The organism is Variovorax pasteuri, assembly GCF_051216435.1.
Taxonomy (GTDB): Bacteria; Pseudomonadota; Gammaproteobacteria; order Burkholderiales; family Burkholderiaceae_C; genus Variovorax.
Map to the genome: position 1 here is coordinate 361,175 of NZ_JBPJZS010000002.1, position 26,994 is coordinate 388,168.

Annotated in this window: 24 protein-coding genes; 2 read left to right on the forward strand and 22 right to left on the reverse strand. The window is 66.6% G+C overall.

Annotated elements, in window-relative coordinates:
• Positions 1-48: 48 nt before the first annotated feature.
• The 14 genes from hflX to ACSFBM_RS08905 all read right to left on the reverse strand — a co-directional run bounded on the left by hflX (position 49) and on the right by ACSFBM_RS08905 (position 14,967).
• On the reverse strand, positions 49-1,218 hold the full coding sequence (gene hflX, locus ACSFBM_RS08840; RefSeq protein WP_435484019.1) for a GTPase HflX: 1,170 nt from the start codon (positions 1,216-1,218) through the stop codon (positions 49-51).
• 55 nt (positions 1,219-1,273) lie between these two features.
• Complete coding sequence (gene hfq / locus ACSFBM_RS08845; RefSeq protein ID WP_435438615.1) at positions 1,274-1,519, reverse strand: RNA chaperone Hfq; 246 nt, start codon at positions 1,517-1,519, stop codon at positions 1,274-1,276.
• 172 nt (positions 1,520-1,691) lie between these two features.
• Positions 1,692-3,035, reverse strand: coding sequence for a ribosome biogenesis GTPase Der (gene der, locus ACSFBM_RS08850; protein ID WP_435484020.1), 1,344 nt, complete (start codon positions 3,033-3,035; stop codon positions 1,692-1,694).
• Positions 3,036-3,089: 54 nt separating this feature from the next.
• Complete coding sequence (gene bamB, locus ACSFBM_RS08855) at positions 3,090-4,232, reverse strand: outer membrane protein assembly factor BamB (protein WP_435438613.1); 1,143 nt, start codon at positions 4,230-4,232, stop codon at positions 3,090-3,092.
• 7 nt (positions 4,233-4,239) lie between these two features.
• Complete coding sequence (locus tag ACSFBM_RS08860) at positions 4,240-4,932, reverse strand: YfgM family protein (RefSeq protein WP_435484021.1); 693 nt, start codon at positions 4,930-4,932, stop codon at positions 4,240-4,242.
• 6 nt (positions 4,933-4,938) lie between these two features.
• The gene (gene hisS, locus ACSFBM_RS08865; RefSeq protein WP_435484022.1) at positions 4,939-6,249 is read right to left on the reverse strand and encodes a histidine--tRNA ligase; all 1,311 of its coding nucleotides are present in this window, start codon (positions 6,247-6,249) and stop codon (positions 4,939-4,941) included.
• Positions 6,250-6,265: 16 nt separating this feature from the next.
• Positions 6,266-7,555: a flavodoxin-dependent (E)-4-hydroxy-3-methylbut-2-enyl-diphosphate synthase gene (ispG, locus tag ACSFBM_RS08870; protein ID WP_435484023.1), complete on the reverse strand. Its 1,290-nt coding sequence runs from the start codon at positions 7,553-7,555 to the stop codon at positions 6,266-6,268.
• Entirely contained in the window at positions 7,552-8,514 is a 963-nt protein-coding gene (locus ACSFBM_RS08875; RefSeq protein ID WP_435484024.1) for a helix-turn-helix domain-containing protein, read from the reverse strand. Before ACSFBM_RS08875 ends, ispG begins: the two co-directional genes overlap by 4 nt.
• Complete coding sequence (gene pilW / locus ACSFBM_RS08880) at positions 8,507-9,361, reverse strand: type IV pilus biogenesis/stability protein PilW (RefSeq protein WP_435438608.1); 855 nt, start codon at positions 9,359-9,361, stop codon at positions 8,507-8,509. The genes ACSFBM_RS08875 and pilW overlap by 8 nt, the downstream gene beginning before the upstream one ends.
• A gap of 4 nt (positions 9,362-9,365) precedes the next feature.
• Positions 9,366-10,514, reverse strand: a complete 1,149-nt coding sequence (gene rlmN, locus ACSFBM_RS08885) for a dual-specificity RNA methyltransferase RlmN (RefSeq protein WP_435484025.1) — start codon at positions 10,512-10,514, stop codon at positions 9,366-9,368.
• Positions 10,515-10,537: 23 nt separating this feature from the next.
• Positions 10,538-10,963 (reverse strand): nucleoside-diphosphate kinase, encoded by a 426-nt coding sequence (gene ndk / locus ACSFBM_RS08890; protein WP_056521682.1) that lies wholly within the window; start codon positions 10,961-10,963, stop codon positions 10,538-10,540.
• 153 nt (positions 10,964-11,116) lie between these two features.
• Entirely contained in the window at positions 11,117-12,994 is a 1,878-nt protein-coding gene (locus ACSFBM_RS08895; RefSeq protein WP_435484026.1) for a pseudouridine synthase, read from the reverse strand.
• Positions 12,991-13,839 (reverse strand): SMC-Scp complex subunit ScpB, encoded by an 849-nt coding sequence (gene scpB / locus ACSFBM_RS08900; RefSeq protein WP_435484027.1) that lies wholly within the window; start codon positions 13,837-13,839, stop codon positions 12,991-12,993. The genes ACSFBM_RS08895 and scpB overlap by 4 nt, the downstream gene beginning before the upstream one ends.
• A gap of 129 nt (positions 13,840-13,968) precedes the next feature.
• Positions 13,969-14,967 carry an RluA family pseudouridine synthase gene (locus tag ACSFBM_RS08905; protein WP_435484028.1) on the reverse strand — a complete coding sequence of 333 codons (999 nt, stop codon included), beginning with the start codon at positions 14,965-14,967 and terminating at the stop codon, positions 13,969-13,971.
• A gap of 50 nt (positions 14,968-15,017) precedes the next feature.
• On the opposite strand from ACSFBM_RS08905, the gene ACSFBM_RS08910 reads away from it, so the two are divergent.
• Positions 15,018-15,824 carry an outer membrane protein assembly factor BamD gene (locus tag ACSFBM_RS08910; protein ID WP_435438737.1) on the forward strand — a complete coding sequence of 269 codons (807 nt, stop codon included), beginning with the start codon at positions 15,018-15,020 and terminating at the stop codon, positions 15,822-15,824.
• A gap of 30 nt (positions 15,825-15,854) precedes the next feature.
• Here ACSFBM_RS08910 and ACSFBM_RS08915 read toward each other — a convergent pair whose 3' ends face one another.
• Both ACSFBM_RS08915 and ACSFBM_RS08920 read right to left on the reverse strand, forming a co-directional pair.
• A complete protein-coding gene (locus tag ACSFBM_RS08915; RefSeq protein ID WP_435484029.1) occupies positions 15,855-17,954 on the reverse strand; it encodes an ATP-dependent DNA helicase in 2,100 nt (699 codons plus the stop codon).
• Positions 17,951-18,154 (reverse strand): YdcH family protein, encoded by a 204-nt coding sequence (locus tag ACSFBM_RS08920; protein WP_435484030.1) that lies wholly within the window; start codon positions 18,152-18,154, stop codon positions 17,951-17,953. Before ACSFBM_RS08920 ends, ACSFBM_RS08915 begins: the two co-directional genes overlap by 4 nt.
• Positions 18,155-18,261: 107 nt before the next feature.
• Here ACSFBM_RS08920 and ACSFBM_RS08925 point away from each other — a divergent pair, with 107 nt between their 5' ends.
• A complete protein-coding gene (locus tag ACSFBM_RS08925; protein WP_435438602.1) occupies positions 18,262-19,032 on the forward strand; it encodes a PP2C family protein-serine/threonine phosphatase in 771 nt (256 codons plus the stop codon).
• Between the two features lie 33 nt (positions 19,033-19,065).
• Here the strand turns inward: ACSFBM_RS08925 and ACSFBM_RS08930 are convergent, their stop codons facing one another.
• Genes ACSFBM_RS08930 through ACSFBM_RS08955 form a run of 6 tightly spaced genes read right to left on the reverse strand, consistent with a single transcriptional unit; the run spans position 19,066 to position 26,970 of the window.
• The gene (locus ACSFBM_RS08930) at positions 19,066-19,728 is read right to left on the reverse strand and encodes a hypothetical protein (RefSeq protein ID WP_435484031.1); all 663 of its coding nucleotides are present in this window, start codon (positions 19,726-19,728) and stop codon (positions 19,066-19,068) included.
• On the reverse strand, positions 19,725-20,825 hold the full coding sequence (gene zapE, locus ACSFBM_RS08935) for a cell division protein ZapE (RefSeq protein ID WP_435484032.1): 1,101 nt from the start codon (positions 20,823-20,825) through the stop codon (positions 19,725-19,727). The genes ACSFBM_RS08930 and zapE overlap by 4 nt, the downstream gene beginning before the upstream one ends.
• 13 nt (positions 20,826-20,838) lie before the next feature.
• Positions 20,839-22,266: a dihydrolipoyl dehydrogenase gene (gene lpdA, locus ACSFBM_RS08940; protein ID WP_435484033.1), complete on the reverse strand. Its 1,428-nt coding sequence runs from the start codon at positions 22,264-22,266 to the stop codon at positions 20,839-20,841.
• Positions 22,263-22,769, reverse strand: a complete 507-nt coding sequence (locus tag ACSFBM_RS08945) for a hypothetical protein (RefSeq protein ID WP_435484034.1) — start codon at positions 22,767-22,769, stop codon at positions 22,263-22,265. Before ACSFBM_RS08945 ends, lpdA begins: the two co-directional genes overlap by 4 nt.
• A 7-nt stretch (positions 22,770-22,776) precedes the next feature.
• Positions 22,777-24,036 (reverse strand): 2-oxoglutarate dehydrogenase complex dihydrolipoyllysine-residue succinyltransferase, encoded by a 1,260-nt coding sequence (gene odhB / locus ACSFBM_RS08950; protein WP_435438597.1) that lies wholly within the window; start codon positions 24,034-24,036, stop codon positions 22,777-22,779.
• A 54-nt stretch (positions 24,037-24,090) separates the two neighbouring features.
• Entirely contained in the window at positions 24,091-26,970 is a 2,880-nt protein-coding gene (locus tag ACSFBM_RS08955) for a 2-oxoglutarate dehydrogenase E1 component (RefSeq protein ID WP_435438596.1), read from the reverse strand.
• Positions 26,971-26,994 lie beyond the last annotated feature (24 nt).

The window sequence follows — 26,994 nt, forward strand, 5'->3', positions numbered from 1 at the left end:
TTGAATTCATTCGCTTCGTTCTCTTGTCAGTGGCGGGATTGTGCCCAATCAATCGGCGGAATCATGCAATTCAGCGTCCGCCTCAGGGGTCATCGTATCGGCTATGGAGCCCGACTGCCGTGCAAGCTCGGCACGCAGCAGCGGCACGCCCTCGCCGCTCCTGGCACTGAGGAAGATGCGAGGAACCTGCACGCCGTCGATTTCCATCTCGTCTTGCAGATGCAGCGGATGTTGCGTGCTTTCAAGAGCATCAAGCTTGTTGAACACCAGGAGTTGCGGAACGCCATCCGCGCCGATGTCGCGCAAGACCGACTGCACCTCGGCCATCTGCTCGGGGTAGTGGGGGTTGGAGGCGTCGATCACATGCAGCAGCAGGTCGGCGTCGACCGCCTCCTGCAGCGTGGCCTTGAACGCATCGACCAGCCCGTGCGGCAGGTCGCGGATGAAGCCCACGGTGTCGGAGATGGACACCTGCCGCCGCGCGTCGCCCAGGTAGAGATTGCGCGTGGTGGTGTCGAGCGTGGCGAACAGCTGGTCGGCGGCATAGGCGCGGGCCTTGACCAGCGCATTGAACAGCGACGACTTGCCCGCGTTGGTGTAGCCCACCAACGAGATGTTGAAGGTCTCGCGACGCTCGCGCTGGCGGCGCTGAGTCCCGCGCTGTTTCTGCACCTTCGCAAGACGCTCGCGCGTGCGCTTGATCGATTCGTTGATCATGCGGCGATCGAGCTCGATCTGCTTTTCGCCGGGGCCGCCGCGCACACCCGCTCCGCCGGTCTGGCGCTCCAGGTGGGACCAGCGACGGACCAGCCGCGTGCTGAGGTACTGCAGGCGAGCGAGCTCGACCTGCAGCTTGCCTTCGTGCGAACGTGCGCGCTGGGCGAAGATCTCGAGAATGAGGAAAGTACGGTCGTAGACGGCAACGTCGAGCTGGCGCTCGAGGTTGCGCTGCTGCGCAGGGCTCAGGGATTGATCGAAGATGACTTCGCTGGCCCTGTGCAGGGCAGCCAGTTCCTTGATTTCTTCGGCCTTGCCGCTGCCAACGAACAATGCGGCGTCAGGCGCCTTGCGCTTGCACGCGAGACGGGCGACAGGCGTCAGGCCCGCGGTCTGCGCGAGCAGGCCGAGTTCCTCGAGTTCGCTGTCGAAATGGGGCAGCCCGAAATCGACACCGACGAGAACGGCGGCGCCTTCCTGGCGGGGGATCGGTTCAGACAAGCGGGGTCAAAATAGGGAAAAAGCGCGGCAGCCGGAGCCGCCGCGCTCCGCGCGATCAGGCAGCGGCGTCTTCGCTCTCGGAGGCCGAGAAGTTGACGGCACGACCCGGCACGATGGTGGAAATGGCGTGCTTGTAGACCATTTGTGTCACCGTGTTGCGAAGCAACACGACGTACTGGTCAAAAGACTCGATCTGGCCTTGCAGCTTGATACCGTTGACCAAATAAATGGAAACCGGCACATGCTCGCGACGCAAAGTGTTCAGAAACGGGTCTTGCAGAAGTTGCCCTTTATTGCTCACGATATTCTCCGTGTTCAAGAGTAGTTGTTGGAGAGATGACCATAACACAGGGTTTCTGCGCTGCAGCAACCGGGGTCAAAAGCCTTGAGAAAATAACGTCTCTGGAAAGACGGAACTTCCGTTACAGCGTCAAGTCAAGAGCCGCCATCGGCGGCCAAGACCCGATCCGCGCTCAGTCGTCCTTGTCGGCAAACGGATTCGCCGAGCTCTTGAACTGGATCCGCAACGGCGTGCCCACCAGGTCGAACTCCTTGCGGAAACGCCCTTCGAGGAAGCGCTTGTACGCGTCGGTCACGTGCTCCAGCGAATTGCCATGGATCACGATCACCGGCGGGTTCATGCCGCCCTGGTGGGCATAGCGCAGCTTCGGGCGGTACATGCCGCCGCGCTTGGGCGCCTGGAATTGCACTGCCTCCAGCAGCAGCCGGGTCAGCACCGGAGTCGACATCTTGCGCGTGGCCGACTTGTGAGCCTGCGCAATCGCCTGCCACACGGGACCCAGGCCCTGGCGCTTGATCGCAGAGATGAAATGCAGCGCCGCGAACTTCAGGAACGGCAGGCGCGTCTCGATCTGCCGCTGGATCTGCTCGCGTTGGTAGCTGTCGACCGCATCCCACTTGTTGATGGCGATCACCACGGCCCGTCCGCTCTCGAGGATATAGCCGGCAATGTGCGCGTCCTGGTCGGTCACGCCCTGCGTCGCATCGAGCAGCAGTAGCACGACGTTGGCCGACTCGATGGCCTGGAGCGTCTTGACCACAGAGAACTTCTCGATCGCCTCGAACACCTTGCCCTTGCGGCGCAGGCCGGCCGTGTCGATCAGTTCGAAATGCTGGCCGTTTCGCTCGAAGGGCACGGAAATGGCGTCGCGCGTGGTGCCCGGCATGTCGAACGCCACGAGGCGCTCTTCACCAAGCCAGGTGTTGATCAGCGTCGATTTGCCCACGTTCGGCCGGCCGGCGACGGCCAGCTTGATCGGCTTGTTGACGTCGTCTTCGTCCGTCTCGTCCTCGGGGTCCGGCAGGTTCAGCGGTGCGAGCGCAAGCTCGACCAGGTCGCGCATGCCCTGCCCGTGCGCCGCGGACACGCCGTAGACGTCGCCGAAGCCGAGCTCGTAGAAATCCACGAGCTTGGTGCCGTCGAGCATGCCTTCGGCCTTGTTGGCCGCCAGCACGCAGGGCTTGCCCAGACGGCGCAGCTCGTTGGCGATGTCGTGGTCTTGCGCCGAGAGGCCTTCGCGGGCATCGACCACGAAGATCACCACATCGGCTTCGGCCACGGCCTGCCGCGTCTGCTTGGCCATTTCCTTGTAGATGCCGCTGCCGGCGTCGGGCTCGAAGCCACCGGTGTCGATGACGATGAACTCGTGCTTGCCCAGGCGGCCGTTGCCGTAATGGCGGTCGCGCGTGAGGCCGGCAAAGTCGGCGACGATGGCGTCGCGCGTCTGCGTCAGGCGGTTGAAGAGGGTCGACTTGCCCACATTGGGGCGCCCGACCAGGGCCACGACCGGCTTCATGGCCGGCCTTTCGATGGCGCGGTTTTCATGATCGGGCCTTGCAAAAAGTAAAAGTTATTCAGGGCGATAGCCAAACACGCCACCCTTGGCAGTCACGACCACGACCGTGTTGCCGGCCAGGACCGGCGTGACGGTGATGGCGGAGCCATCGGGCGTGACGCGATTGAGCAGCGCGCCGTCTTCGCGAGACACGAAATGCAGCGTGCCGGTACCTTCGCCGATGACGAGCGAGCGGCCCACGGCCAGCGGCGCGGTCAGCTCGCGGTTCTTCAGGCGGGACATCTGCCAGGCGCGCTCGCCATCGGCACGGCGCCACGCCACGACGCTGCCGTCGGATTCGGTACCGTAGACGAAACGATCGTCGCCGCTGAGGCCGTCCGCGCCCGAAGCCGGCTTGCTCCACACCAGCGAACCGCGCACGGTTTCGACGCAGCCCACGCTGGCGTAGTACGCCCGCGCGCAGACCGTGTCGCCGAAGCGGCTCACGCTGCCGGTCAGGTCGACCAGGCGTTCCACGTCGTTGGTGCCGCGCGGCGCCGCGATGGGCGACTCCCAGCGTGAAGTGCCGTTGGCCGGGTTGATGCCCACGAGACGACCGCCGATGCCGGCGACCAGCGTGTCGCCCACGGCGATCAGCACGCCCGACTTGCGCAGCACGAGGTTTTCACCGGTGCGCTGCTGGATCCAGAGGCGGCGGCCGCTCTGGCCGTCCCAGGCACTGAGGCTGCGGTCGGCTGTTTGCACGAACACGCGGCGGCCCGCGACCAGCGGCGCCGTGAAGGCCTGCGCCGACAGCTTCTGCTTCCACAGGACCTTGCCGTTCTCGATCGCGACCAGCTCGTTGTTGGTGGTGACTACCGCGGCCATGGTGCCGTCGCTGCCGACGCCGGCTGCCAGCGGAGCCCCGACGCTGGCGCGCCAGGTTTCGCGCCCGGCGCGGGCGTCGATGGCCACCACCGTGCCGTCGCTGCCGGCCACGGTGACCGTGTCGCCGCTGATGTCGGTGGTGAGGGGGAACTTGACCTCGGGAATGCGCACCGTCCAGGCCTGGCGAACGCCCACCAGGGCCGGGTTGGCCGGCAGCTCTTCGGGCTTGGGCTTGCCGCTGCCGGAGCAGGCGGCGAGGAACGCTACCAAAACAAGAGCTGATCCCGCACGCAGGGCGGTCGATTCAGGCACGAAACGCTTGAAATTCATGATGCAGTCAGGGAGTTTTGGGGGCAGCGGGTGTGACCGTGACGACAGGCGCCAGGCTCTTCGGATCGACGCCGACCGCGTTGAGCTTGATCTCGATCAGGCGGCGGTAGTCGGAGGTGGCGCCAAGGCCGGTCCAGGCCTTGCGGTATTCGGCTTGCGCTTCGGTGCGCTTGCCCTGGGCCAGGTAGATGTCGCCCTTGCGGTCGGCCACCAGCGGTTCGAACTCCTTCGGCACGTTGCCGTCGAGCTGCTTGAGCGCATCGTCGTACGACTTGGCGTCCAGCAGTTCGGCCGCGAGACGCAGCTTGGCAATGGCCTGGTAGCCCGGGTCGATGGCGCTTTGCGCCACCCACGTGAGCGCGGCACGGGAACCTTCGGTGTTGCCCTTCTCGTACAGCGTCTTGGCGACCAGCAGGCCGGCCTGTTGCGCGTACGCGGTGGAGGCGAAGCGTTCCTTCATGTCGCCCAGCACGCGCTGGATGCGCTCGACGTCGCCGGACTGCGTGCTGCGCTCGACCTCGTCGTAAAGGGCTGCGGCCTGCGTTGCCTTGCTGCGCTGGTAGTACTGCCAGCCGTTCCAGGCCACGAAGGCGCCGGCGACGAGCAGCACGGCCCAGGTGATCAAGGTGCCGTAGGTGTTCCAGAAATGCTTGAGCTGGTCGAGCTGTTCCTGTTCTTCGAGGTCGAGAGGGGTTGCCATGCGCTGTCAGATGTTGGGAGCCGGCGATTGTAGGGTGACGGCCCAGGCGGCCACTTCTGCGAGGGGCCGTGCGGTCTGCGGGACGCTTGCGTCGCGCAGCGCTTTCAGAGTCACTTCGTCGCGTGCAAGTTCATCGGCGCCGAAGATCAATGCGTGGCGGGCGCCGCTGGCGTCCGCCTTTTTCATCTGCGCCTTGAAGCTGGCAAGCCCTTCGGCGGTGGCTGCATGCATCTGCACGCGCACGCCCGCTTCGCGCAGTTGTTGCAGCGTGCGCAGCACCACCGGCATCGAGGCGGCGTCGGGCACGATGGCATACGCATCGGGGACCGGCGCAGGCACATCGGCGCCCTGCTCCTTGAGCAGGTCGAGCACGCGCTCCACGCCCATGGCCCAGCCCACGGCCGGTGCGGGCTTGCCGCCGATCTGGGCGATCAGGTCGTCATAACGGCCGCCGGCGCACACCGTGCCCTGCGCGCCGAGCCGGTCGGTCACGAACTCGAACACCGACAGGTTGTAGTAGTCCAGGCCGCGCACCAGGCGCGGGTTGATCGTGAAGGCGATGTCATTGGCCTTGAGGATGGCCTGCAACCCCTGGAAGTGCGCGAGCGATTCGGCGCCAAGGAAGTCGATCAGCTTCGGCGCCGATTCGACGACGTCCTTCATCGCGGGATTCTTGGTGTCGAGGATGCGCAGCGGGTTGCTGTGCAGGCGGCGCTTGCCGTCTTCGTCGAGCTTGTCGGCGTGCTGCTCGAAGTGGGCGATCAACTGTGCGCGGTGCAGTGCGCGCTCCGCAGGCTGGCCCAGGCTGTTGAGTTCGAGCCGCACGTCGGTCAGGCCGATGGCCTTCCAGAGCGCGCTCGCGAGCAGGATCAGTTCGGCATCGACGTCGGGACCGGCAAAGCCCAGGGCTTCGGCGCCGATCTGGTGGAACTGGCGGTAGCGTCCACGCTGCGGCTTCTCGCGACGGAACATCGGGCCTGTGTACCAGAGGCGCTTGGGGCCGTCGTAGAGCATGTTGTGCTCGATCACCGCACGCACGAGGCCGGCGGTGTTTTCGGGCCGCATGGCCAGATGTTCCGCCTGACCATGCTTGTCGGAACGGTCCTCGAAGGCGTACATCTCCTTCTCGACGATGTCCGTCACTTCGCCAATGCCGCGCACGAACAGCGCCGTGTGCTCCAGGATCGGCGTGCGCACGTTGCGGTACGCATAGCGCCCCATCAGGTCGCGCACGGTGGCCTCGAGCCACTCCCAGCGCGCCGATTCGGGCGGCAATATGTCGTTCATGCCTTTGACGGCATTCAATTTTTCAGCCATGGATTCCGCGGAGGTGTCAGGCAGCGACGGCGTGCTCGCCGCCGAAGCGCTTTTCGATGTATGTTTCTACGAGCTGGTGGAACTCGTTGGCGATATTGTCGCCGCGCAGCGTGAGGGCCTTTTCGCCGTCGATGAAGACCGGTGCGGCGGGCGCCTCGCCGGTACCGGGCAGGCTGATGCCGATGTCGGCGTGCTTGCTCTCGCCGGGGCCGTTGACGATGCAGCCCATGACGGCCACCTTCAACGTCTCGACACCGGGGTACTTGGTGCGCCAGACCGGCATCTGCATGCGCAGGTAGTCGTCGATCTGCTTGGCCAGTTCCTGGAAGGTGGTGCTGGTGGTGCGCCCGCACCCCGGGCAGGCGGTGACGCTCGGCACGAACACGCGCAGGCCCAGCGCCTGCAGGATTTCGTTGGCGATCAGCACTTCCTGCGTGCGCGACTCGCCCGGCTGCGGCGTGAGCGACACGCGAATGGTGTCGCCGATGCCCTCCTGCAGCAGGATCGACAGCGCCGTGGCCGAAGCCACCGTGCCCTTGGTGCCCATGCCGGCTTCGGTAAGACCCAGGTGCAGCGAATAGTCGCAGCGCCTGGCGAGCTCGCGGTACACCGAGACCAGGTCCTGCACGCCGCTCACCTTGCACGACAGGATGACCTGGTTGCCAGCCATGCCCATGGATTCAGCGAGCTTGGCGGACTCGATGGCCGAGGTGATCAGCGCCTCGTACATCACCTGCTTGGCGTCCCAGGGCTGGGCGCGCTGGCTGTTGGTGTCCATCAGGCTGGCGAGCAACTCCTGGTCGAGGCTGCCCCAGTTGACGCCGATGCGCACCGGCTTGTTCCAGCGCATCGCGGCGTCGATCATCTGGCCGAACTGCTTGTCCTTCTTGTCGCCCTTGCCCACGTTGCCGGGGTTGATGCGGTACTTGCTCAGCGCCTCGGCGCAGGCCGGATAGTCGGTGAGCAGGCGGTGGCCGTTGTAGTGGAAGTCGCCGATCAGCGGCACGTCGACGCCCATGCGGTCGAGCTGCTCGCGGATGTAGGGCACCTGCGCCGCGGCTTCGGGCGTGTTCACCGTGATGCGGACCATTTCCGAGCCGGCGATGGCCAGCTCCTTCACCTGGATCGCGGTGCCGATGGCATCGACGGTGTCGGTGTTGGTCATGGACTGCACGCGCACGGGCGCGTCGCCGCCGACCGTGACCACGCGCGGGCCCCAGACCACACGGGCCTGGCGCGAGCGGCGCGCCTTGGGCGCGGCCGCCTCGATGGGCCCCACGGCAACGGGAAGGCACTCGTTCGTCATGATTTCACCTCGAAACGCGCCACGCCACCGCTCTTGGTGACCGGCTTCAGGTCGAAGGGCTGGCCTCGAACCTGCACATCGACACTCGACGCGCGGCCGACCACGACGGACAGCGGCAGCGTGCCCGACAGGCCCAGCGTTTCACCCGCCTTCAGGCTGCGGCGAAGCAGTTGCTTGCCACCGGCTTCGGTCACGGTGACCCAGCACTCTTCTCGCGCCACGAAAACCAGTTGCTGGCTGCTGCTCGCGGCAGGCGCCACGGGCGCGGATGCCGCGGCCGCCGGTGCCACGGCAACCGGAGTGCCGGTCGAAGCGACCGGCGTTTGACCGACCGACCCGCTCGGCGCCACGGGCTGGGCAGCAACAGTCTCGGCGACCACGCCGGAGCCATCCGCAGAAGCCGCGCCATTCCCCGAACCTTCGGTGGCCGAACCGGCGTCGGAGCCGCTCTTTGCCGTCAGTCGCGCCACGGAGGCGCCGATCTGGTCGAAGACCGACTGGGGCAGCCAGAACAGCGCGCCCGCGCCGATCAACAGAAGCACCACGACCGTCACCAGCGCGCGCGACGGCAGGCCGCTGGAACGGCCGCTGCTGCCGTTCCAGCGCGGCGTGCCCGAAGAAACATGACTCTTGAGCGTGCGGTCCGACTCGGCCAGCAACACCCTCTGCGTGGAAGGCAGCTTCGCCAGCACGGGCGCCGGATCGATGCGCAGTGCGCGGCACACACTGCTGGCCAGCGCGCGCGCAAAGACCGGATCGGGCAGCGAAGCAATGTCGTCCGCCTCGAGCGCCAGCAATTTCTGCGGCGGCACCTTGAGCGCGGCCGCCACCATCTCGATGTGCAGGCCGTGGGCCTCGCGCGCCTCGCGAAGCAGGTCGCCGGCCGTCTTGTGCGTGATGTCGCCTTCCTCGAGCGTCTGTGCCACGGAAGTGCCGAACTCCGAAACCCGATCAGTCATTTAAGTTCCCGCGTTCGTACGCGATTGCCTCCCGCGACTGTGGGAAGCGTCGTTGCAATTGACCGCCCAACTGCGCGGCGGCCTCGCGGTTGTTGAGTTTTCGCTCGATCTTGATGCCGAGCGCGAGCGTCTCGGCACTGGCCGAGGCGCTGTTGTTGACGCGGCGAATGTAGAACTGCGCACGCGACCACTCGTCGCGTTGCGCGAGCACCGAGGCCAGGTTGAAGCCGACCACCGGGTTGCCGGCGTCGATCTCGTAGGCCTGCATGAGGCTGCGCTCGGCCTGCACGCGCTGGCCGGCCCTGAGTTCGCACACGCCCTGGGTCATCAGCGTCTTGGCGCGGTCCGGATAGCTGGGCACGGCCAGCGCTTCAGTGAACTGCGCCGCGGCATCGCCGTAGCGGTTCTGCTGGCACAGCAGCCAGCCGTAGTTGTGGCGCGCGTTCGCATCGCGCGGGCTGATGGCGATGGCGCGGCGGAAGCTGTCCTCCGCCATCCCGGCGTCGTCCAGGCGCATGTAGACGAGGCCGCGCAGGTTGTAGGCATCCGCGTTGTTGGGGTCGGCCACCAGCGCCTGCTTGATCTCGTCGAGCGCCACCGTGGTCTGGCCTTGCTCGAAATAACCCGAAGCGAGCTCCATGCGCAGGCGCGCGCGGCGCTGGCGGGAGCTTTCGTCCGACTCGGTCACGACCTCGACGCCCCGGCTGGAGCTGCTGTCGGCCAGACTGGTGGTGGTGGTTCGGGTGTTCACGCAGCCCGAGAGCAAAAACGCCACGGCGACGCCGGCAAAGCTCGCGGCAAACAGCCGCTGCGCGTTCACGGTCGTCATCGAAAAGGCCATGCTCATGGGTTCAGTGCTCCTGGGGAATGGTCTTGCGAGCCGGGTGCATCACGATCGGACTCTCTGTGGCGCGGCGCTGAGCCATGCGTTCGGCCGCACGGGTGCGGTCCTTGACGTCACCGGCGAGCTGGCCGCAGGCGGCGTCGATGTCGTCGCCGCGCGTCTTGCGCACGGTGGTCACGAGCCCCGCTTCGCTCAACGTCTTCGCGAAAGCGAGAACGCGGGGCTGCGGCGAGCGCAGCAGGCCCGAGGCCGGAAACGGATTGAACGGAATGAGGTTGAACTTGCACGACACGTCGTGCTTGCGTACGAGTTCGATCAACTGGCGCGCGTGTTCGGGCTGATCGTTCACGCCGTCGAGCATGCAGTACTCGAAGGTGATGAAGTCGCGCGGCGCGTACGCCAGGTAGCGCTTGCAGGCCTCGAGCAGCTCGGCAATGGGGTACTTGCGATTGAGCGGCACGAGGTCATCGCGCAGCGCGTCGTTCGGGGCGTGCAGGGACACGGCCATGGCCACGGCGCAATCGGTGCCCAGGCGGTCGATCATGGGCACCACGCCGGAGGTCGACACCGTCACGCGACGGCGCGACAGCCCGTAGGCGTTGTCGTCAAGCATCGTGCGCAGTGCAGGCACGAGTGCCGAGTAGTTCTGCAGCGGCTCGCCCATGCCCATCATCACCACGTTGGAGATGACGCGCTCGTTGCGCTTGAGGTGCTTGCGCAGGAAGTGTTCGGCAAACCACAACTGGGCGACGATTTCGCCCGTGTTGAGGTTGCGGCTGAAGCCCTGATGCCCGGTCGAGCAAAAGCGGCAACCGACCGCACAGCCGGCCTGGGACGACACGCACAAGGTGCCGCGGTCGTCCTCTGGAATGAATACGGCTTCGACGGCATTGCCGTCACCGACGTCGAACAGCCACTTGATCGTGCCATCCTTGGATTCGTGCTGCGTGACGACCGGCAAGGCCTCCACGCGCGCGGTGGTCGCGAGTTTCTCGCGCAGAGACTTCGCCAGATCGGTCATCTGGGTGAAGTCGCTCGCGCCACGCTGGTGGATCCAGCGGAACAGCTGCGTGGCGCGGAATTTTTTCTCGCCGAGCTTTTCGCAGAACGCAGCCAACCCCTCGAGATCGAAGTCGAGCAGGTTGACTGTGGTCATGGAATCGGTCGAGATGCGGCTCTTCAGCGTGCGTAGACGTTGAGGCCGGCGAAGAAGAAGGCGATTTCGTTCGCTGCGGTCTCAGGCGCATCCGAACCGTGCACGGCGTTGGCGTCGATGCTGTCGGCGAAGTCGGCGCGGATGGTGCCGGCGGCTGCCTTCTTGGGGTCGGTGGCGCCCATCAGGTCGCGGTTCTTGGCGATGGCGTTGTCGCCTTCGAGCGCTTGCACGAACACGGGGCCCGAGATCATGAACTCGACCAGGTCCTTGAAGAAGGGACGTTCCTTGTGCACGGCGTAGAACTGCTCGGCTTCGTTGCGCGACAGGTGCACCAGCTTGGCGGCGACGACCTTGAGGCCGGCGGCTTCAAAGCGGGAGACGATCTTGCCGATGACGTTCTTGGCAACTGCGTCGGGCTTGATGATGGAGAGGGTACGTTCGATAGCCATTGAAATGCTTCCTGAAGCTTTGATTTTGAAGTGTTTTGTCACAACTGCAACGCTTTGGTTGCGTCACCTGTCGACAAAGCCTCTGATTTTAACCGGCGCAGCCTTCGCGGTTGGTGAAAACCCCGCGAAAGGCCGCGCTCCGTCGGCTGGCTTTCAGCGCCCGCGGCGCCGTCCGCCGGCCTGCCCTGCCGGACCGCCGTAGCCACCACCGCCGCTGCGGCGACCTGGGGCTCCACGCTGCTCCTTGCGCTGGCGCGAAAAGCTGTCGGCACCGATGTAGCCGAGTGAAGTTTTCATCGGATCGGGCTGGTTGGCACCGCTGGGTTGACGGTCGTCGCCCTGGCGATTGCCGCCACCGCCCTGGCGGTTGCCACCATTGCCGGCATTGCCGTTCCCGCGGCGCGCCTGGCCCTGCGGCGGACCGCCGTTGCCGGGGCCGCGGTTGGCACGACCGCCGCGATCCCCGCGGTCGCCGCGCGGCGCACGACCGTCGCCCAGCGGGCTCGGGATCGGGCCCTCGCGGGCGCCTTCGTCGCGGCCGTCGCGCATGTCGCGCGGCTGGCCGCCACCGGGGCCACCGCCATTGCGGTTGCCCCGGCGCTTCTTGTTGCGGCCGTTGCGGCCATTGCCGCCGCCGTCCTGGCCGGGACCCCGCGCCTGCTGCGGGTCGGGGCGCGCAGCCGCGCCGCCGGACGCCTGGAACAGCGCGCGGATGTCACGCTCGTCGAGCTCCATCCAGGCGCCGCGCTTCAGGCCGCGCGGCAGCACCATCGCGCCGTAGCGAATGCGGATCAGCCGGCTGACCGCATGGCCCACCGACTCGAACAGGCGGCGCACCTCGCGGTTGCGGCCTTCGGAGATGGTCACGCGGTACCAGCAGTTCGAGCCTTCGCCGCCACCGTCTTCGATGGTGCCGAACTGCGCCATGCCGTCGTCCAGGCGCACGCCGTCGAGCAGCTTCTGCTTTTCTTCCTTGGTGAGCGCACCCAGCACGCGCACCGCGTACTCGCGCTCCAGGCCGAAGCGCGGGTGCATGAGCTGGTTGGCCAGGTCGCCCGAGCTGCTGAACAGCAGCAGGCCTTCGGTGTTCAGGTCGAGCCGGCCGACCGACTGCCACTTGCCTTGCTGCAGGCGCGGCAGCTTGCGGAACACGGTCGGGCGGTTCTGCGGATCGTCGTGCGTCACCACTTCGCCCACGGGCTTGTGATACGCGATGACGCGCGGCGGCGGGGGCGCGATGCGGAAGCGGATGGGCTTGCCGTTGATCTTGACCTGGTCGCCGAACTGGATGCGCTGGCCGATGTGCGCCGGCTCGTTGTTGACGGAAATGCGGCCCTGGAGAATCAGCTGCTCCATTTCGAGCCGCGAACCGAGGCCTGCCTGCGCCAGCACCTTGTGCAGCTTGGGCGAGTCGGCCTCGGGGAGCAGCACGCGCTTGAGCGGCGGCACTTCCGGGCTTTCCTCGTCGGCGTCGAACTGGCCGGAAATGACGTCGGCGAAGCGGATCGGCTCGGGCGGCAGCGCATGGCGCTGCTCGCGCTCGGCGGCGCGGCGGGCACGGTCGAGGTCGTCTTCTTCCTCGTCGGGCTCTTCCTCGTCGTCTTCGTCCTCGTCGCTGCTGTCATTGCGGCCGACCTGCTCTGGCTGGGTCGCCTGAGGGGCCTGCTGCGCGGGCGCCGGCTCCTCGGCTTCTTCCGGCGCTGCATCGACGGGCGCCTCGACCCCGCCGGCGACAGCCACCACCGGATCGACAACCGCGGGGGCCTCTTCGACTACCAAGGGAGCCTCTTCGGCCACCACCGGCGCATCGGATGCAGCCGCCGCGCCGTCCGCCACCTTCTTCTTGCGAGGCGCGCGCGGCTTCTTGGGCGCTTCAGCGTCCACAGGCGCAGTTTCAGGCGTCGCGGCTTGCGGCGCTACCGCTTCAACCGCCCCACCTGCAGCCTTCTTGGGCGCGGTCGCACGTTTCTTCTTTTTGACTTCGGGTTCGGCAGGCAGCATGGCCGCGTCGTCGGTGTCGGGTGTGCTCATGAGGTTTTTCCGGAGGAAGGAGCGGGGGGGCCGGCCTCGTCCGCAGACGGGGCATCGGGTTCTGGGGCCAGTGGCGCGGCTTGAGCGAACGCGGGTTCCGGCTCGGCCGTGGATTCGGCTTCGGGTTCTGTTTCTGGGAAGGACAAGGCTTCGGGCGCCTCGGCGGATGCGGCAGCCTCGGCCACCTGCGCCTGGGCGGCTTCGACCGCCTCGGCAACTTCAGCCATTTCCGCGTTTTCCGCGACTTCGACCACTTCCGGCGCCGCATCCATCGGCAAGCCCTGCTGGTCGCCCGAGGCCCGCTCGAGCGCGTCGACCAGGGCCGCCTGCTGCGCCGGCGTTTCGATCAGCGGCAACTGGTCGAGCGAGGCCAGGCCCAGGTCGTCGAGGAACTGGCGCGTGGTGGCGTACAGGCCCGGCCGGCCCACGGTTTCACGGTGGCCGATGACCTCGACCCAGCCGCGGTCCTCGAGTTGCTTGAGGATCAGCGAATTGATCGTCACACCACGGATGTCTTCCATGTCGCCGCGTGTGGCGGGCTGACGGTAGGCAATGATGGCCAGCGTCTCGAGGGCGGCGCGCGTGTAGCGCGGCGGCTTCTCGGGATGCAGGCGGTCGAGATGGTCGCGCATTTCGGGCCGGCTCTGAAAGCGCCAGCCGCTGCCCACGCTCACAAGCTCCAGGCCGCGCTGCGCCCAGTCTTCCTGCAATTCAAGCAACAGCACCTTGATGGTGTCCACGCCCAGTTCGTCGTCGAACAGCACGCGCATGTCGCGCACCGGCAACGGCTGGCTCGAACAGATCAAGGCGGTTTCGAGAATGCGCTTGGCATCCGCCGTATTCATGGTTCGCGTTATCCGGGAAAAGGCGCCTCGGGGACGCTTGTTCAGAAGGATGAAAGGAGTAGGCGCTGCAGGCACACGGCAAATGCAGCGCAAGGCCGGCCTTGGGTGGCCGGCGAGGCCCTCGGGCCGTCAGGCGCGATTGTAATCCAGGCCCCAGGACTGCAAAGCCTGCGCCAGGTCCGGCGGCGGCGCCGACCGGAACTCGAGCGGCGCGTGCGTGACGGGGTGCACGAAGGCCAGCCTGAACGCATGCAGTGCCTGGCGGGTCAGGCCGGCGCCCGGCGCGCCGCCGTAGAGTGCGTCGCCGACCAAAGGATGGCCGATCGACGCCATGTGCACGCGGATCTGGTGGGTGCGGCCAGTTTCGAGGGTGCAGCGCACAGCGCAGGCTTCGGTGTTGCTGTCGAGCCGCTCGATCAGCGTGCGCGCCGTCTTGCCCGAGTTCCGCTCGAGATCGACCACAGCCATGCGCAGCCGGTTGCGCGGATCGCGGCCGATGGGCGCGTCGACCTGCCGGGCCGCGGCGCCCGCCCAGGGCTTGTGCCCGATCGCCAGGTACTGTCGCTTGACGTCGCGTGCGGCAATCAGCGCCACCATCGCGTCCATGGCGGCGCGGGTACGCGCCACCACCATCAGTCCGCTGGTGTCGCGGTCGAGCCGGTGCACGATGCCGGCGCGCGGCAGGAGCACGGCCTTGGGGTCGAGCGCCAGCAACCCGTTGAGCAGCGTGCCGCTCCAATGGCCGGGCGCCGGGTGCACGACGAGGCCGGCGGGCTTGTCGATGATGCGCAGGTGCTCGTCCTCGTGCACGGTGACGATGTCCATCGCCTCGGGCCTGAACGCCTGGCTCTGGGGCGTCGGGCGCAGCTCGATGCGGCCGGCCTGCCCCGCTTTCACCGCCGCCGAGACCTTCTTGAGCGTGTGCCCCTGCACTTCCACCGCACCGCCTTCGATCAGCTGCTGCAGGTAACTTCGGGAAAATTCGGGCACCAGCGCGGCGAGCGCGCGGTCGAGCCGCTGGCCGTGCTGGGCGGCGTCGATGACAAAAGGCCGCAGCTCGCTGGGCTCGATGGGGTCGGCGCCCTCGTCGAGTTCGGCCGCCTCCGCTGACTCGGGGGTATTGCTCAAAGGGTCGGCCGATATAATTGAGGGTAACTGTTTCACGAAAGCCGTATGTGATGTTTCGCGCCAAATTATCGGTCCCCACCTGGATCGCGCTCAGCGCGGCGGCTCTGCTGGCAGCTGGCTGCTCGTCGACCTCCGTCGACAAGACCGCCAACTGGAGCCCCAACCGCATCTACTCCGAAGCCAAGGAGGAAGCCGGCTCGGGTGCCTACGACAAGGCCGTGCCGCTCTACGAGAAGCTGGAAGGCCGCGCCGCCGGCACGCCGCTCGCGCAGCAGGCCCAGCTCGAAAAGGCCTACGCCCAGTACAAGTCGGGTGAAAAGGCTGCCGCCATTTCGACCATCGACCGCTTCATGAAGTTGCACCCGGCGAGCCCGGCGCTCGACTACGCGCTGTACCTCAAGGGCGTGATCAACTTCAACGACGACCTGGGCATGTTCGCCTTTCTCACGCGCCAGGACCTGTCCGAGCGCGACCAGAAGGCCGCCAAGGAATCGTTCGAGTCCTTCAAGGACCTCGTCACGCGCTTCCCCGATTCGCGCTATGCGCCCGACGCGCGCCAGCGCATGAACTACATCGTGAACTCGCTCGCGCAGTACGAGGTTCACGTGGCGCGCTACTACTACTCGCGCGGCGCCTACCTGGCGGCCATCAACCGCGCGCAGATCGCGCTGGCCGACTACCGCGAAGTGCCGGCGCTCGAAGAAGCCCTGTTCATCATGGTCAAGTCGTACGACGCCCTCGGCATGAAGGACCTGCGCGACGACGCACAGCGCGTGCTGACCACCAACTACCCGCAAAGCACCTACCTTGCGAACGGGTTCAAGGGCAAGGACGACCCTTGGTGGAAGGTCTGGTAACAGCAAAGCGCGTACTGCGGCGCGCTCTGCTCAGTTCTTGAGCGCGTCGATCGCGGCGTTGAAGTCTGATTCGCTGTCCAGCCGCCGCATCGGCGGCAGCGCCGCCAGCAACCGGCGGCCGTAGCCCATTGCGACCAGGCGCGTGTCGCATATCGCCAGCACGCCGCTGTCGGTTTCACGCCGAATCAACCGCCCTGCCCCCTGCTTGAGTGCAACCGCCGCTTCGGGCAACGAATAGTCGGCGAACGAGCTGCGGCCCTGCGCCTCAAGTCGCTGCGAGCGCGCCTCGACCAGCGGATCATTCGGCGGCGGGAACGGCAGCTTGTCGATCACCACCAGCTGCAGCGCATCGCCCGGCGCATCGAAACCCTCCCAGAAAGACGCCGACGCCACCAGCACGCAGCCTGCGCGCCCGGCACTCGCGCCTTCGCGGAAGCGATCCATCAGCACGCGCTTGGGCAACTCGCCCTGCACCAGCACCTCGGGCCGCAGTGCGGCATCGAGCAGCTCGAACTGCTGCTTCATGGCGTCGCCGATGGTGCGCAAGGCACGCAGCGTGGTGGTCAGCACCAGCGTGCGCCCGCCGAGTTCGGTGGCGCCGTGCGCGGCCAGTTGCGCGACCCGCTGGCTGTGCGAGGGGTCGTTGGGTTTCGGAAAGGCGCGTGGCACGTAGAGCGCAGCCTGCGAGGCGTAGTCGAAGGGGCTGTGCACGCGCAGCACCTGCGCGTCCTGCAGGCCGCAGGGTTCCGTGAACCAGCGCAAGGTAGGCTCGTCGCCCAATGTGGCGGAGGTGAAGACCCAGGCGCGGCCGCCGTTTGCCTGGCCTGCCCCGCTTCCCTGCCCCGGTGTCTCGCCCGCCTGACGTTCGCCGTAGGCATCGAGACCGTCGTCGTCATCGTCACCCTCCGCGTCGGCGTGGTCGTCGACGATCTTGAGCACCCGCTTGCGCATCGCCTCGGCGATGTCGAGCGGCGACTCGATCAGCCGCAACTGCGAGCCCACGTCGACCCAGCGCACCGAGTCGACTTCGCAAGGCAGCGCAAAGCGCGCGGCCCGTTTGGCGAGCTGGCGGGTTCGCTCGTGCAGCCGCACGAAGTCGGGCGAAATTTCGCTGACGGTGGCAAGCCCTTCGGCCGCCGTTTCGAACGAATGCTGCAGGTCGTCGAGTGCGCGCTGCCATGCATCAGGATCGACTCCCTCCGGCGACGCTCCCAGCCAGCGCAGCTTGGCCCCGGGCCATTGCTTGCCGACCACCAGGCGCAGCTCGCGCGCCGCGCGTTCGACGCCGGCGGCCAGCTGCTGCCAGTCGACCAGCCCGCGCGCGTGCTGCAGCCCCGCGCCGAGCATGTCGCGCGCGAAGTCGACCGCCTGGCCGCTGCCGAGTTGCGCGCCGAGGAACTGCACGCCGGTTTCGTTGAGCTGGTGCGCCTCGTCGAACACCACCACGCTCACGGTCGGCAGCAGCTCCGCCATGCCTGTCTCGCGCACGGCGAGATCTGCAAAGAACAGGTGGTGGTTGATGACCACGATGTCCGCCGCCAGCGCCTCGCGCCGCGCCAGGTTGACGTGGCAGGGCTTGAACTGCGGGCACTGCGCGCCCAGGCAGTTCTCGCGCGTGGACGTGATCAGCGGAATGAGCGGCGAGCGCTCGTCCAGGCCCGGCAGCTCGGCCAGGTCGCCCGTGCGCGTGGCCTTGGACCATTGCTCGATCTTGGCCAGCGTGCGCAGGCTGCCGCGCTCCGGCAGCGATGCGTCGTGGCGCGCCATGTCCAGCCGGTGCAGGCACAAATAGCTGCCCCGCCCCTTGAGCAGCGCCGTGCGCACCGGCAGCCCGAAGGCCTCGACAAGGCGCGGCAGGTCCCGGCCGAACAGCTGGTCCTGCAGGGTCTTGGTGGCGGTCGAGAGCAGCACCCGCTCGCCGCTCAGCAAGGCCGGCACGAGGTAGGAGAAGGTCTTGCCCACCCCCGTGCCCGCCTCGACCACCAGCACGCCGCCCTCTTCGATGGTGCGGGCCACGGCGATGGCCATCTCGGTCTGGCCCGAGCGTTCGCGGAACTGCTCGGCGGCACGCGACAGCACGCCGTCCTGCGCGAAGGCGTCGCGCACCTTGTCTTCGAGCGCGCCGGTCACGCGGGCTCTTTCGGGTCGAGCACGTTCTCCAGGCGCGTGACCTGGTCACGCAGCGCAAGCCGGCGTTTTTTCAGGCGCCGCAGCAGCAGCTCGTCTTGCGGCGAGCTCTCGGACAACCGGTCGATGGAGGCGTCGAGATCGGCATGCTCGATGCGCAGTTCGATCAGTTGACGGGAAAGGGAGTGAAGATTGGAGTCCAACGGTGGGGCGCGCACACTGAATTTTCGTGGCGCATGTTCATTCGATAATACGTCCTGACACGAACCCCAGCGACGACAGAAACACGCGCTTCAGGCGCATATGCCTCATGACTCAAGGCTTTCGACTTGCCGCGGCCACCGGACTCCACAAGGGAGACCGGCCGTACCAACAAGACCAGGTGCTGGTGATGAGTCATCCGCGCGTGCCGGGCTGCGTGCTCGGCGTGGTGGCAGACGGCATGGGCGGGCGCAGCGGTGGCCGCAAGGCATCCGACCAGGTGCTGATGACGGCACGCCAGCTTTTCACGCGCTACCAGCCCGGCCGCGACGACCCGCAGGCCGTGCTCAAGCAGATCCTGGAAGACTCGCACACGGTCATCAAGCTCACGGCGGTGTCCAGCGAACAGGAACCGCACAGCACGCTGGCGGCCTTCCTCATGAACCCCAAGGGCGACTGCGCCTGGATCCATGCCGGCGATTCGCGCATCTATCACTTCCAGGACGGCGAGCTCATCAGGCGCACGCGCGACCATTCCTACGTGCAGGTGCTGATCGACCGTGGCCAGATCACCGAAGCCGAAGCCAACATCCATCCGCAGGGCAACATTTTGCTCGGGTGCCTGGGCATGACGACCACACCGCCGCCGGTCGATCCGTACTACATCCCGAAACTGGCGCCCGGCGACCTGCTGATGGCGTGCAGCGACGGCCTCTGGCACTACTTCACCCCCGAAGAGCTGGCGAGCGTGCTGTACGCGCATCCACCGCGCGACGCGGCCGAGATCCTGGTGGGCGAGGCGCGGCGCCGGGCTCGCGGCACCGGTGACAACCTCTCGATCGCAGTGCTGAAACTCGAACCGCTTCCGGCCGCCGCCTGAGCGGCTGATCGCTCGCTCGCCCGCCCCTGGAACTCAGGGCGCCGGCGATGAAGCCGCGGGCGTCGGCAGCGGCGCACCGCGTGGCTTGCTGCGGTCGGCGTTCTGGCGCTCGCGGCTGGCCCGATGCTCCTCGGCGCGTTTCTGCTTGTCTTGATAGCGCTGCACGGCGGCTGGCGAATCGCTGCGGCGCTGGGCCGCCTTGGCCTGCTCGTCGGCATGGGCCTTCAGCTTGGACTCGAGCTGGCGTTCACGCTCCGCGCCCTCTGCCGCCGTCGCGGCCCGGCTGGTGGCGTGGTCGGCCGCGCGCTGCTCGCGGTCCTTCTGGTTCTGGGTCGACTGCTGCTGCTTCTCGGGCGTGTCCTGCGCGCGCTGCTGGCCGGCCTTCTGGTCGAGCTTCTGCAGTTCGGCCGCGCCGCTGCGCTGGCGCTGGATGTCGTTGATCGCGGTTTCCTGGCGCTTGATGTTGTCGGTTTCCTTGCGGCGCCGTTCACGGCTCTCGCGCAGGCAGTCTTCCACCGCGAACTTCTTGTAGCAGACAGCCCGCTCCTGCACGAAGCGCCTCTCGATGGCCTCGCGCTCCGTCGACAGCCTGCTCTTCTCGGCCTCGAGGTCGGCGTTGCCCGCCGCGGCGTTGGACTGCGCCCACAGCGGCAGGCTGGCCAATGTCATGAGCAGGGCAAGGACGATTTTTTTCATGTGAGTCGGGTGTCGACGATGCGGCGTTCCAGGGCAAGAAACTCGCTCGACTGCATTTCAGTGAGCCGGGAGACCGTGCGCGGAAACTCGTGCGCCAGCGGCCCCTCGGTATACAACGCATCGGGCGGAACCTCTGCCGACATGATGAGCTTGCAACGCCGGTCGTACAAGACGTCGATCAGCCAGGTGAAGCGGCGTGCCTCGGAGGCCATGCGCACCGGCATGTGCGGCACGTCGGACAGCATCACCGTGTGGAACTGGCTGGCGATTTCCAGATAGTCGTTCTGCGAACGCGGGCCACCGCACAGCGTCTTGAAATCGAACCACACCACGCCGCCTGCCTTGCGCCGCGCGCGGATCTCGCGCTGCTCGATGTGCAGGATCGGGCTCTCGTCGGCCGTCTCGGCCAGCTTGTCGAAGGCCTTGCGCATTTCCTTGTCGGCCGCCGCATCGTTGGGCGTGATGTACATGCGCATTTGCTCGAGCGTGCGGCGCCGGTAGTCGGTGCCGTTGTCCACGCTCAGCACCTCGAGCTTCTCGTTCAGAAGCGCAATGGCGGGCAGGATGCGGTCGCGGTGCAACCCATCCGGATACAGGTCGTCGGGCTTGAAGTTCGAGGTGGTGACGAAACCCACGCCGTTCTCGAACAACGACACCAGCAGCCGATGAAGAATCATCGCGTCGGTGATGTCCGCCACATGGAACTCATCGAAGCAGATCAGCTTGTAGCGCTTGGAAATGCGCAGGCCCAGTTCGTCCAGCGGATTGACCGTGCCCTGCAGTTCGCGCAGTTCACGGTGCACTTCGCGCATGAACTCGTGAAAGTGCAGGCGCGTCTTGCGCCGCAGCGGCACGGCGTTGAAGAAGAGGTCCATCAGGAAGCTCTTGCCCCGCCCGACGCCGCCGTACATGTAGACGCCGCGCGGAAGCTCCGGCCGGTTGATGAACTTCTTCAGCGCGTTCGAACGCTGGGCCTTGTACTCGGCCCATTCGTTGGCGCAGCGATCCAGCGCCTCCACGGCGCGCATCTGCGCGGGATCGCTCTGGAACCCGCGCGTGGCGAGCTCCGCCTCATAGGCCTGTTTGACGCTGGTCAAGAGAAACGGCAGATCAGAAGTTCAGCGTGCGCTTGTCCACGGCGAGTGCCGCTTCCTTCGTGGCTTCCGACAGCGACGGGTGCGCGTGGCAGATGCGTGCGATGTCTTCGGCGCTGGCCTTGAACTCCATCGCCACCACGGCTTCGGAGATCAGCTCGCTGACCTGCGGGCCCACCATGTGCACGCCCAGGATCTCGTCGGTCGTGGCGTCGGCCAGGAACTTCACCATGCCGGTCGTGTCGCCCAGCGCGCGTGCGCGACCGTTCGCCAGGAACGGGAAGGTGCCGGCCTTGTAGGCGCGGCCTTCGGCCTTGAGCTGCTGCTCGGTCTGGCCGACCCATGCGATTTCCGGGTGCGTGTAGATGACCCAGGGCACGGTGTTGAAGTTGACGTGCCCGTGCTGGCCGGCAATGCGCTCGGCCACGGCAACGCCCTCTTCCTCGGCCTTGTGCGCCAGCATCGGGCCGCGCACCACGTCGCCGATCGCCCAGACGTTCGGCAGGTTGGTCTTGCAGTCGCCGTCGACGTTGATGGCACCGCGCTCGTCGAGCGCGAGGCCCACGGCCTCGGGGTTCAGGCCGATGGTGTTGGGCACGCGGCCGATCGACACGATCAGCTTGTCGACGTCCAGCACCTGGGCTTCGCCCTTGGCGTTGGTCCAGGCGATGGACACGCCCTTCTTGCCGGACTTGATCTCGCCGACCTTCACGCCGAGCTCGATCTTCAGGCCCTGCTTGTCGAAGGCCTTCTTGGCTTCCTTGGCGATCTGTTCGTCCACCGCGCCCAGGAAGGTCGGCAGCGCTTCGAGCACCGTGACTTCCGAGCCGAGCCGGCGCCACACAGAACCCATTTCGAGGCCGATGACGCCTGAGCCGATCAGCGCCAGCTTCTTGGGCACGCCGCCCATGCGCAGCGCGCCGTCGTTGGAGAGGATGTTTTCCTCGTCGAATGGCGCACCGGGCAGCGCACGGGCATTGGAGCCCGTGGCCAGGATGATGTGCTTGCCGACGATGGTTTCTTCAGCGGCGCCAGCCACCTTGATCTCGTAGCCGCCTTCGGCGGCCTTCACGAACGAGCCGCGGCCGTGGAAGGACGCGATCTTGTTCTTCTTGAACAGGTAGGTGATGCCGTCGTTGTTCTGCTTCACGACCTGGTCCTTGCGGGCCAGCATCTTTCCGATGTCGAGCGACAGGCCCGACACGTTGATGCCGTGGTCCGCAAAGCCGTGGCCCGCATGCTCGAAGTGCTCGGACGACTGCAGCAGCGCCTTGGACGGGATGCACCCGACGTTGGTGCAGGTGCCGCCGAGCGCGGGACCGCCCTTGGCGTTCTTCCACTCGTCGATGCAGGCCACGTTGAAGCCGAGTTGAGCGGCGCGGATGGCGGCGATGTAGCCGCCGGGGCCGCCGCCGATGACGACGACGTCGAATTGCTTGGTCATTCTTTTTCCAGTTTCTTGAGTTGGAACGCGCCCGCATGGAGGACGATGCCAAACACACCGGTTTGGGCAGTCAGCGTTTCGCGTTTCGGTCCTTCGGGGCCGAAGGTGATGGTGGTGCCGGGCGCGGTCTTGCAGACGAAGATGTGGCTCGCATCGAGGCACTCGATGCGGCCGTCGCCATGCAGGCCCGCCCAGCCCCAGCCTTCGTATTCACGCGCCAGGAAGCGGCGCAACGTGGTGCTCTCGCGGGCGTTCGCAGGGTCCGCCAGGGTCCAGCGGACAAGATCCGACTGGTACTTCTTGACGAGCGAGGCGGGGTCGGCGTCGGGTGCGCGCCGGATGGTCACGTCGGACCCCTGCGCGCCCTCCTTGGCCGCCCGTGTGCCCTCGAGCCACTCCAGGCGGTAGGCGCCGGTCCACGGGTCCTGCTGCGGCGCTGCCGCCGCGGCCCCGAGGGGACCGAAGCTCAGCGCGCACATCAAGCCCAGGGCGGAACGACGCATCGTGCGCTCAGATGTCGAACAGCAGGCGCGACGGATCTTCCAGCGCTTCCTTCATGGCGACCAGGCCCAGCACGGCTTCGCGGCCGTCGATGATGCGGTGGTCGTAGCTCATGGCCAGGTAGTTCATCGGACGGATCACGATCTGGCCGTTTTCCACCACGGCGCGGTCCTTGGTGGCGTGCACGCCCAGGATGGCCGACTGGGGCGGGTTGATGATCGGGGTCGAGAGCATCGAGCCGAAGGTGCCGCCATTCGAGATGGAGAACGTGCCGCCGGTCATGTCTTCGATGCCCAGCTTGCCGTCTTGCGCCTTCTTGCCGAACTCGGCGATCTTCTTCTCGATGTCGGCAAAGCTCATCTGGTCGGCGTTGCGCAGGATGGGCACCACCAGGCCGCGCGGCGAACCGACCGCGATGCCGATGTCGAAGTAGCCGTGATACAGGATGTCGTTGCCGTCGACCGAGGCGTTGATCACCGGGTACTTCTTCAGTGCGTGCACGGCGGCCTTCACGAAGAAGGACATGAAGCCGAGCTTCACGCCGTGTTCCTTGGTGAAGCTGTCCTGGAAGCGCTTGCGCAGGTCCATGACGGGCGCCATGTTCACTTCGTTGAACGTGGTCAGGATGGCGTTGGTCGACTGCGATTGCAGCAGGCGCTCGGCGATGCGGGCGCGCAGGCGGCTCATCGGCACGCGCTGTTCGGGCCGCTCGCCCAGGTCGGGCGCGCCGGTGGGTGCGCTCACCTGTTGCAGGGCGGGCTTGGCGGCCGGCGCGGGGATGGCGGCGGCAGCGGGCTTGGCACCCGACGCAACTGCGCCGAGCACGTCGCCCTTGGTGACGCGGCCGTCCTTGCCGGTACCGGACACGTCACCGGTCTTCAGGTTGTTGTCGGCCAGCAGCTTGGCGGCAGCGGGCATGGCCACGTCGGCCTTCGAACCGCCGGTGGCGACAGCAGCGGCCGCGGCCGGTGCCGGCGCTGCGGCGGCAGGCGCTGCAGCGGCTGCCGGTGCGGCGGCCGATGCCTTGCCTTCGGTGTCGATGCGGGCAATCACCTGCTCGGCCACCACGGTGGCGCCATCGGGCTGCACGATTTCAGCGAGCACGCCGGCCGAGGGCGCGGGCACTTCCAGCACGACCTTGTCGGTCTCGATCTCGATCAGGATTTCATCGACGGCGATGGCATCGCCGGCCTTCTTCTTCCAGGTGAGCATGGTGGCTTCGGCCACGGATTCGGAAAGCTGGGGAACTTTGACTTCTACGATAGACATTTGGAGAGAGCTCCGTTTTGTTCTTGAGGGTGTTCGTGTGAAAGGGAACGGGTTTTACTTGGTCAGCACGAAGCCCTTGAGCTTGCCGAACGCGCCATCCACGAGCGCCTTCTGCTGTTCCTGGTGCAGGTGCGAGTAGCCCACCGCCGGCGATGCCGAGGCGGCACGGCCGGAGTAGCCGAGCTTCTGGCCGTCCTGCATGTTTTCGTGGATGTAGTGCTGCACGAAGAACCAGGCGCCCTGGTTCTGCGGCTCGTCCTGGCACCACACCACGTCCACGAGGTTGGGGTACTTCTTGATTTCCGCGGCAAACGCCTTGTGCGGGAACGGATAGAGCTGCTCGACGCGGATGATCGCCACGTCGTCGGTGCCCTGCTCTTCGCGCTTCTTGGCCAGGTCGTAGTAGACCTTGCCCGAGCAGGCGACCAGGCGCTTGACCTTCTCGGCCTTCAGCCCCTTGCTGTCCGGAATGACGGTCTGGAAGCTGCCCTTGGTGAACTCGGCCAGCGGCGAGGTCGCGTCCTTGTTGCGCAGCAGCGACTTGGGCGTGAGGATGACCAACGGCTTCCTCAGGTTGCGCACCATCTGGCGGCGCAGCACGTGGAAGATCTGGCTGGCCGTGGTGGGCTGCACCACCTGCATGTTGGTGTCCGCGCTCAGCTGCATGAAGCGCTCCAGGCGCGCCGAGCTGTGCTCGGGGCCCTGGCCTTCGTAGCCGTGCGGCAGCATCATGGTCAGGCCGTTGACGCGGCCCCACTTCACTTCGCCCGAGGCGATGAACTGGTCGATCACCACCTGCGCGCCGTTCACGAAGTCGCCGAACTGGGCTTCCCAGATCACGAGGGTGTTCGGGTCGTTCGAGGCGTAGCCGTATTCGAACGCGAGCACGGCTTCTTCGGACAGGATCGAGTCGATCACGACGAACGGTGCTTGGTTGTCGGCCACGTTCTGCAGCGGCGTGTAGGTGCCGGTGTCGAACTTCTCGCGGTTCTGGTCGTGCAGCACGGCGTGGCGGTGCGTGAACGTGCCGCGGCCCGAGTCTTCGCCCGACAGGCGAACCGGGTAGCCGCTGGCCACCAGCGAGGCGAAGGCCATGTGCTCGCCCATGCCCCAGTCGACGTTGACGTCGCCGCGGCCCATGGCGGCGCGGTCGTCCAGCACCTTCTTCACGAGCGGGTGCACCGTGAAGCCTTGCGGCACGGCGGTGATCTTCTCGGCCAGGCGCTTCCACTCGGAGGACGGAATGGCGGTGTCGCCGGCGTCGGTCCACTTCTTGTTGAGGTACGGGCTCCAGTCGACGGCGTACTTGCTCTTGAAGTTGGTGAGCACGGGGTCGACTGTGTTCTTGCCTTCGTCGAAGGCGGCGCGCTGCGCCTTGACCATGTCGTCGCCGAGCGTGTCGCCCAGGCCCTGTGCAGCCAGCTTGTCGGCGTACAGCTTGCGCGTGCCGGGATGCTGGGCGATCTTCTTGTACATGAGCGGCTGGGTGAGCGAAGGGGTGTCCTGCTCGTTGTGGCCCAGCTTGCGGAAGCAGATGATGTCCACGACCACGTCCTTCTGGAACTCCATGCGGAAGTCCAGGGCGAGCTGCGTGGCGAGCACCACGGCTTCGGGGTCGTCGCCGTTCACGTGCAGCACCGGTGCGTCGACCATCTTGACGATGTCGGTGCAATACAGCGTCGAGCGGCTGTCGCGCGGATCGCTGGTGGTGAAGCCGATCTGGTTGTTGATGACGATGTGCACCGTGCCGCCGGTGGAGTAGCCACGGGTCTCGGCCAGTGCCAGCGTTTCCATCACGACGCCCTGGCCTGCGAAGGCCGCGTCGCCGTGCACGATCACGGGCAGCACCTGCTTGCCCAGCGGGTCGCCGCGGCGGTCCATGCGGGCACGCACCGAGCCTTCGACCACGGGGTTGACGATTTCAAGGTGCGAGGGGTTGAACGCAAGGCTCAGGTGCACCGGGCCGCCGGGGGTGGTCACGTCCGAGCTGAAGCCCTGGTGGTACTTGACGTCGCCGCTGGGCAGCTCTTCGGGGGCGGTGTGGTCGAACTCGGCGAACAGGTCGGCCGGCATCTTGCCGAGCGAGTTGACCAGCACGTTCAGGCGGCCGCGGTGGGCCATGCCGATCACGATTTCCTGCACGCCCTTGACGCCGGCCTGGTTGATCAGCTCGTCCATCGAGACGATGAAGCTCTCGCCGCCTTCGAGCGAGAAGCGCTTCTGGCCGACGTACTTGGTGTGCAGGAAGCGCTCAAGGCCTTCGGCCGCGGTCAGGCGGCTGAGGACGTGCTTCTTCTGCTCGGCGCTGAGCTTCGGGTTCGTGCGGGCGCTTTCAAGGCGCTGCTGCCACCAGCGCTTGTGCGTGTGGTCGGTGGTGTACATGTACTCGGCACCCATGGTGCCGCAGTACGTTTCGCGCAACGCGTTCAGCAGGTCGCGCAGGGACATGGTGTCCTTGCCGAAGAAGGTGTTGCTGGTGTTGAACACCGTCTCGAGGTCGGCATCGGTGAAGCCGTAGAACGAGGGTTCGAGCTCCGGAATGGACGGACGCTCGGCGCGCTTGAGCGGGTCGAGGTCGGCCCAGCGGGCGCCGACGTTGCGGTAGGCGGCAATCAGCTGCTGGACGGCGGTGCGCTTGCGGCCGAGCTCGGAGTCGGCGCCGCTGGCCACCACGACCTTGGTCGTGCCCTGCTTCGCGCGTTCGGCGAAGGCGTTGATGACCGGCAGGTGCGGAACGTCGCGGGAGTTGCTGCCGTCGGCGGCGGGAACGTGCTGCAGGGCGTCGAAATAGGAACGCCAGTTGTCGGGCACGCTGCCGGGGTTGGCGAGGTAGTTTTCGTACATCTCTTCGACATAGGGCGCATTGCCGCCGAAGAGGTAGGTGTTGCCTTGATAGGCACTGTACGCCGAGGGCGTAGAGGAGGAATCGCTCATGATCCGCTGACCTTCGCTTCCCTG

Excerpts from the sequence above, each read along its gene's own strand:
- hisS (WP_435484022.1), bottom strand. The coding sequence starts at position 6,249 with ATGGCTGAAAAATTGAATGCCGTCAAAGGCATGAACGACATATTGCCG.
- ACSFBM_RS08860 (WP_435484021.1), bottom strand. The coding sequence starts at position 4,932 with ATGGCAACCCCTCTCGACCTCGAAGAACAGGAACAGCTCGACCAGCTC.
- rlmN (WP_435484025.1), bottom strand. The coding sequence starts at position 10,514 with ATGACCACAGTCAACCTGCTCGACTTCGATCTCGAGGGGTTGGCTGCG.
- ACSFBM_RS08955 (WP_435438596.1), bottom strand. The coding sequence starts at position 26,970 with ATGAGCGATTCCTCCTCTACGCCCTCGGCGTACAGTGCCTATCAAGGC.
- pilW (WP_435438608.1), bottom strand. The coding sequence starts at position 9,361 with ATGAGCATGGCCTTTTCGATGACGACCGTGAACGCGCAGCGGCTGTTT.
- ACSFBM_RS08875 (WP_435484024.1), bottom strand. The coding sequence starts at position 8,514 with ATGACTGATCGGGTTTCGGAGTTCGGCACTTCCGTGGCACAGACGCTC.
- ACSFBM_RS08895 (WP_435484026.1), bottom strand. The coding sequence starts at position 12,994 with ATGAGCACACCCGACACCGACGACGCGGCCATGCTGCCTGCCGAACCC.
- ACSFBM_RS08945 (WP_435484034.1), bottom strand. The coding sequence starts at position 22,769 with ATGCGTCGTTCCGCCCTGGGCTTGATGTGCGCGCTGAGCTTCGGTCCC.
- ndk (WP_056521682.1), bottom strand. The coding sequence starts at position 10,963 with ATGGCTATCGAACGTACCCTCTCCATCATCAAGCCCGACGCAGTTGCC.
- der (WP_435484020.1), bottom strand. The coding sequence starts at position 3,035 with ATGAAGCCGGTCGTGGCCCTGGTCGGGCGCCCCAATGTGGGCAAGTCG.
- bamB (WP_435438613.1), bottom strand. The coding sequence starts at position 4,232 with ATGAATTTCAAGCGTTTCGTGCCTGAATCGACCGCCCTGCGTGCGGGA.
- ACSFBM_RS08925 (WP_435438602.1), top strand. The coding sequence starts at position 18,262 with ATGACTCAAGGCTTTCGACTTGCCGCGGCCACCGGACTCCACAAGGGA.
- odhB (WP_435438597.1), bottom strand. The coding sequence starts at position 24,036 with ATGTCTATCGTAGAAGTCAAAGTTCCCCAGCTTTCCGAATCCGTGGCC.
- scpB (WP_435484027.1), bottom strand. The coding sequence starts at position 13,839 with ATGAATACGGCGGATGCCAAGCGCATTCTCGAAACCGCCTTGATCTGT.
- ACSFBM_RS08930 (WP_435484031.1), bottom strand. The coding sequence starts at position 19,728 with ATGAAAAAAATCGTCCTTGCCCTGCTCATGACATTGGCCAGCCTGCCG.
- ispG (WP_435484023.1), bottom strand. The coding sequence starts at position 7,555 with ATGACGAACGAGTGCCTTCCCGTTGCCGTGGGGCCCATCGAGGCGGCC.
- lpdA (WP_435484033.1), bottom strand. The coding sequence starts at position 22,266 with ATGACCAAGCAATTCGACGTCGTCGTCATCGGCGGCGGCCCCGGCGGC.
- ACSFBM_RS08910 (WP_435438737.1), top strand. The coding sequence starts at position 15,018 with ATGTTTCGCGCCAAATTATCGGTCCCCACCTGGATCGCGCTCAGCGCG.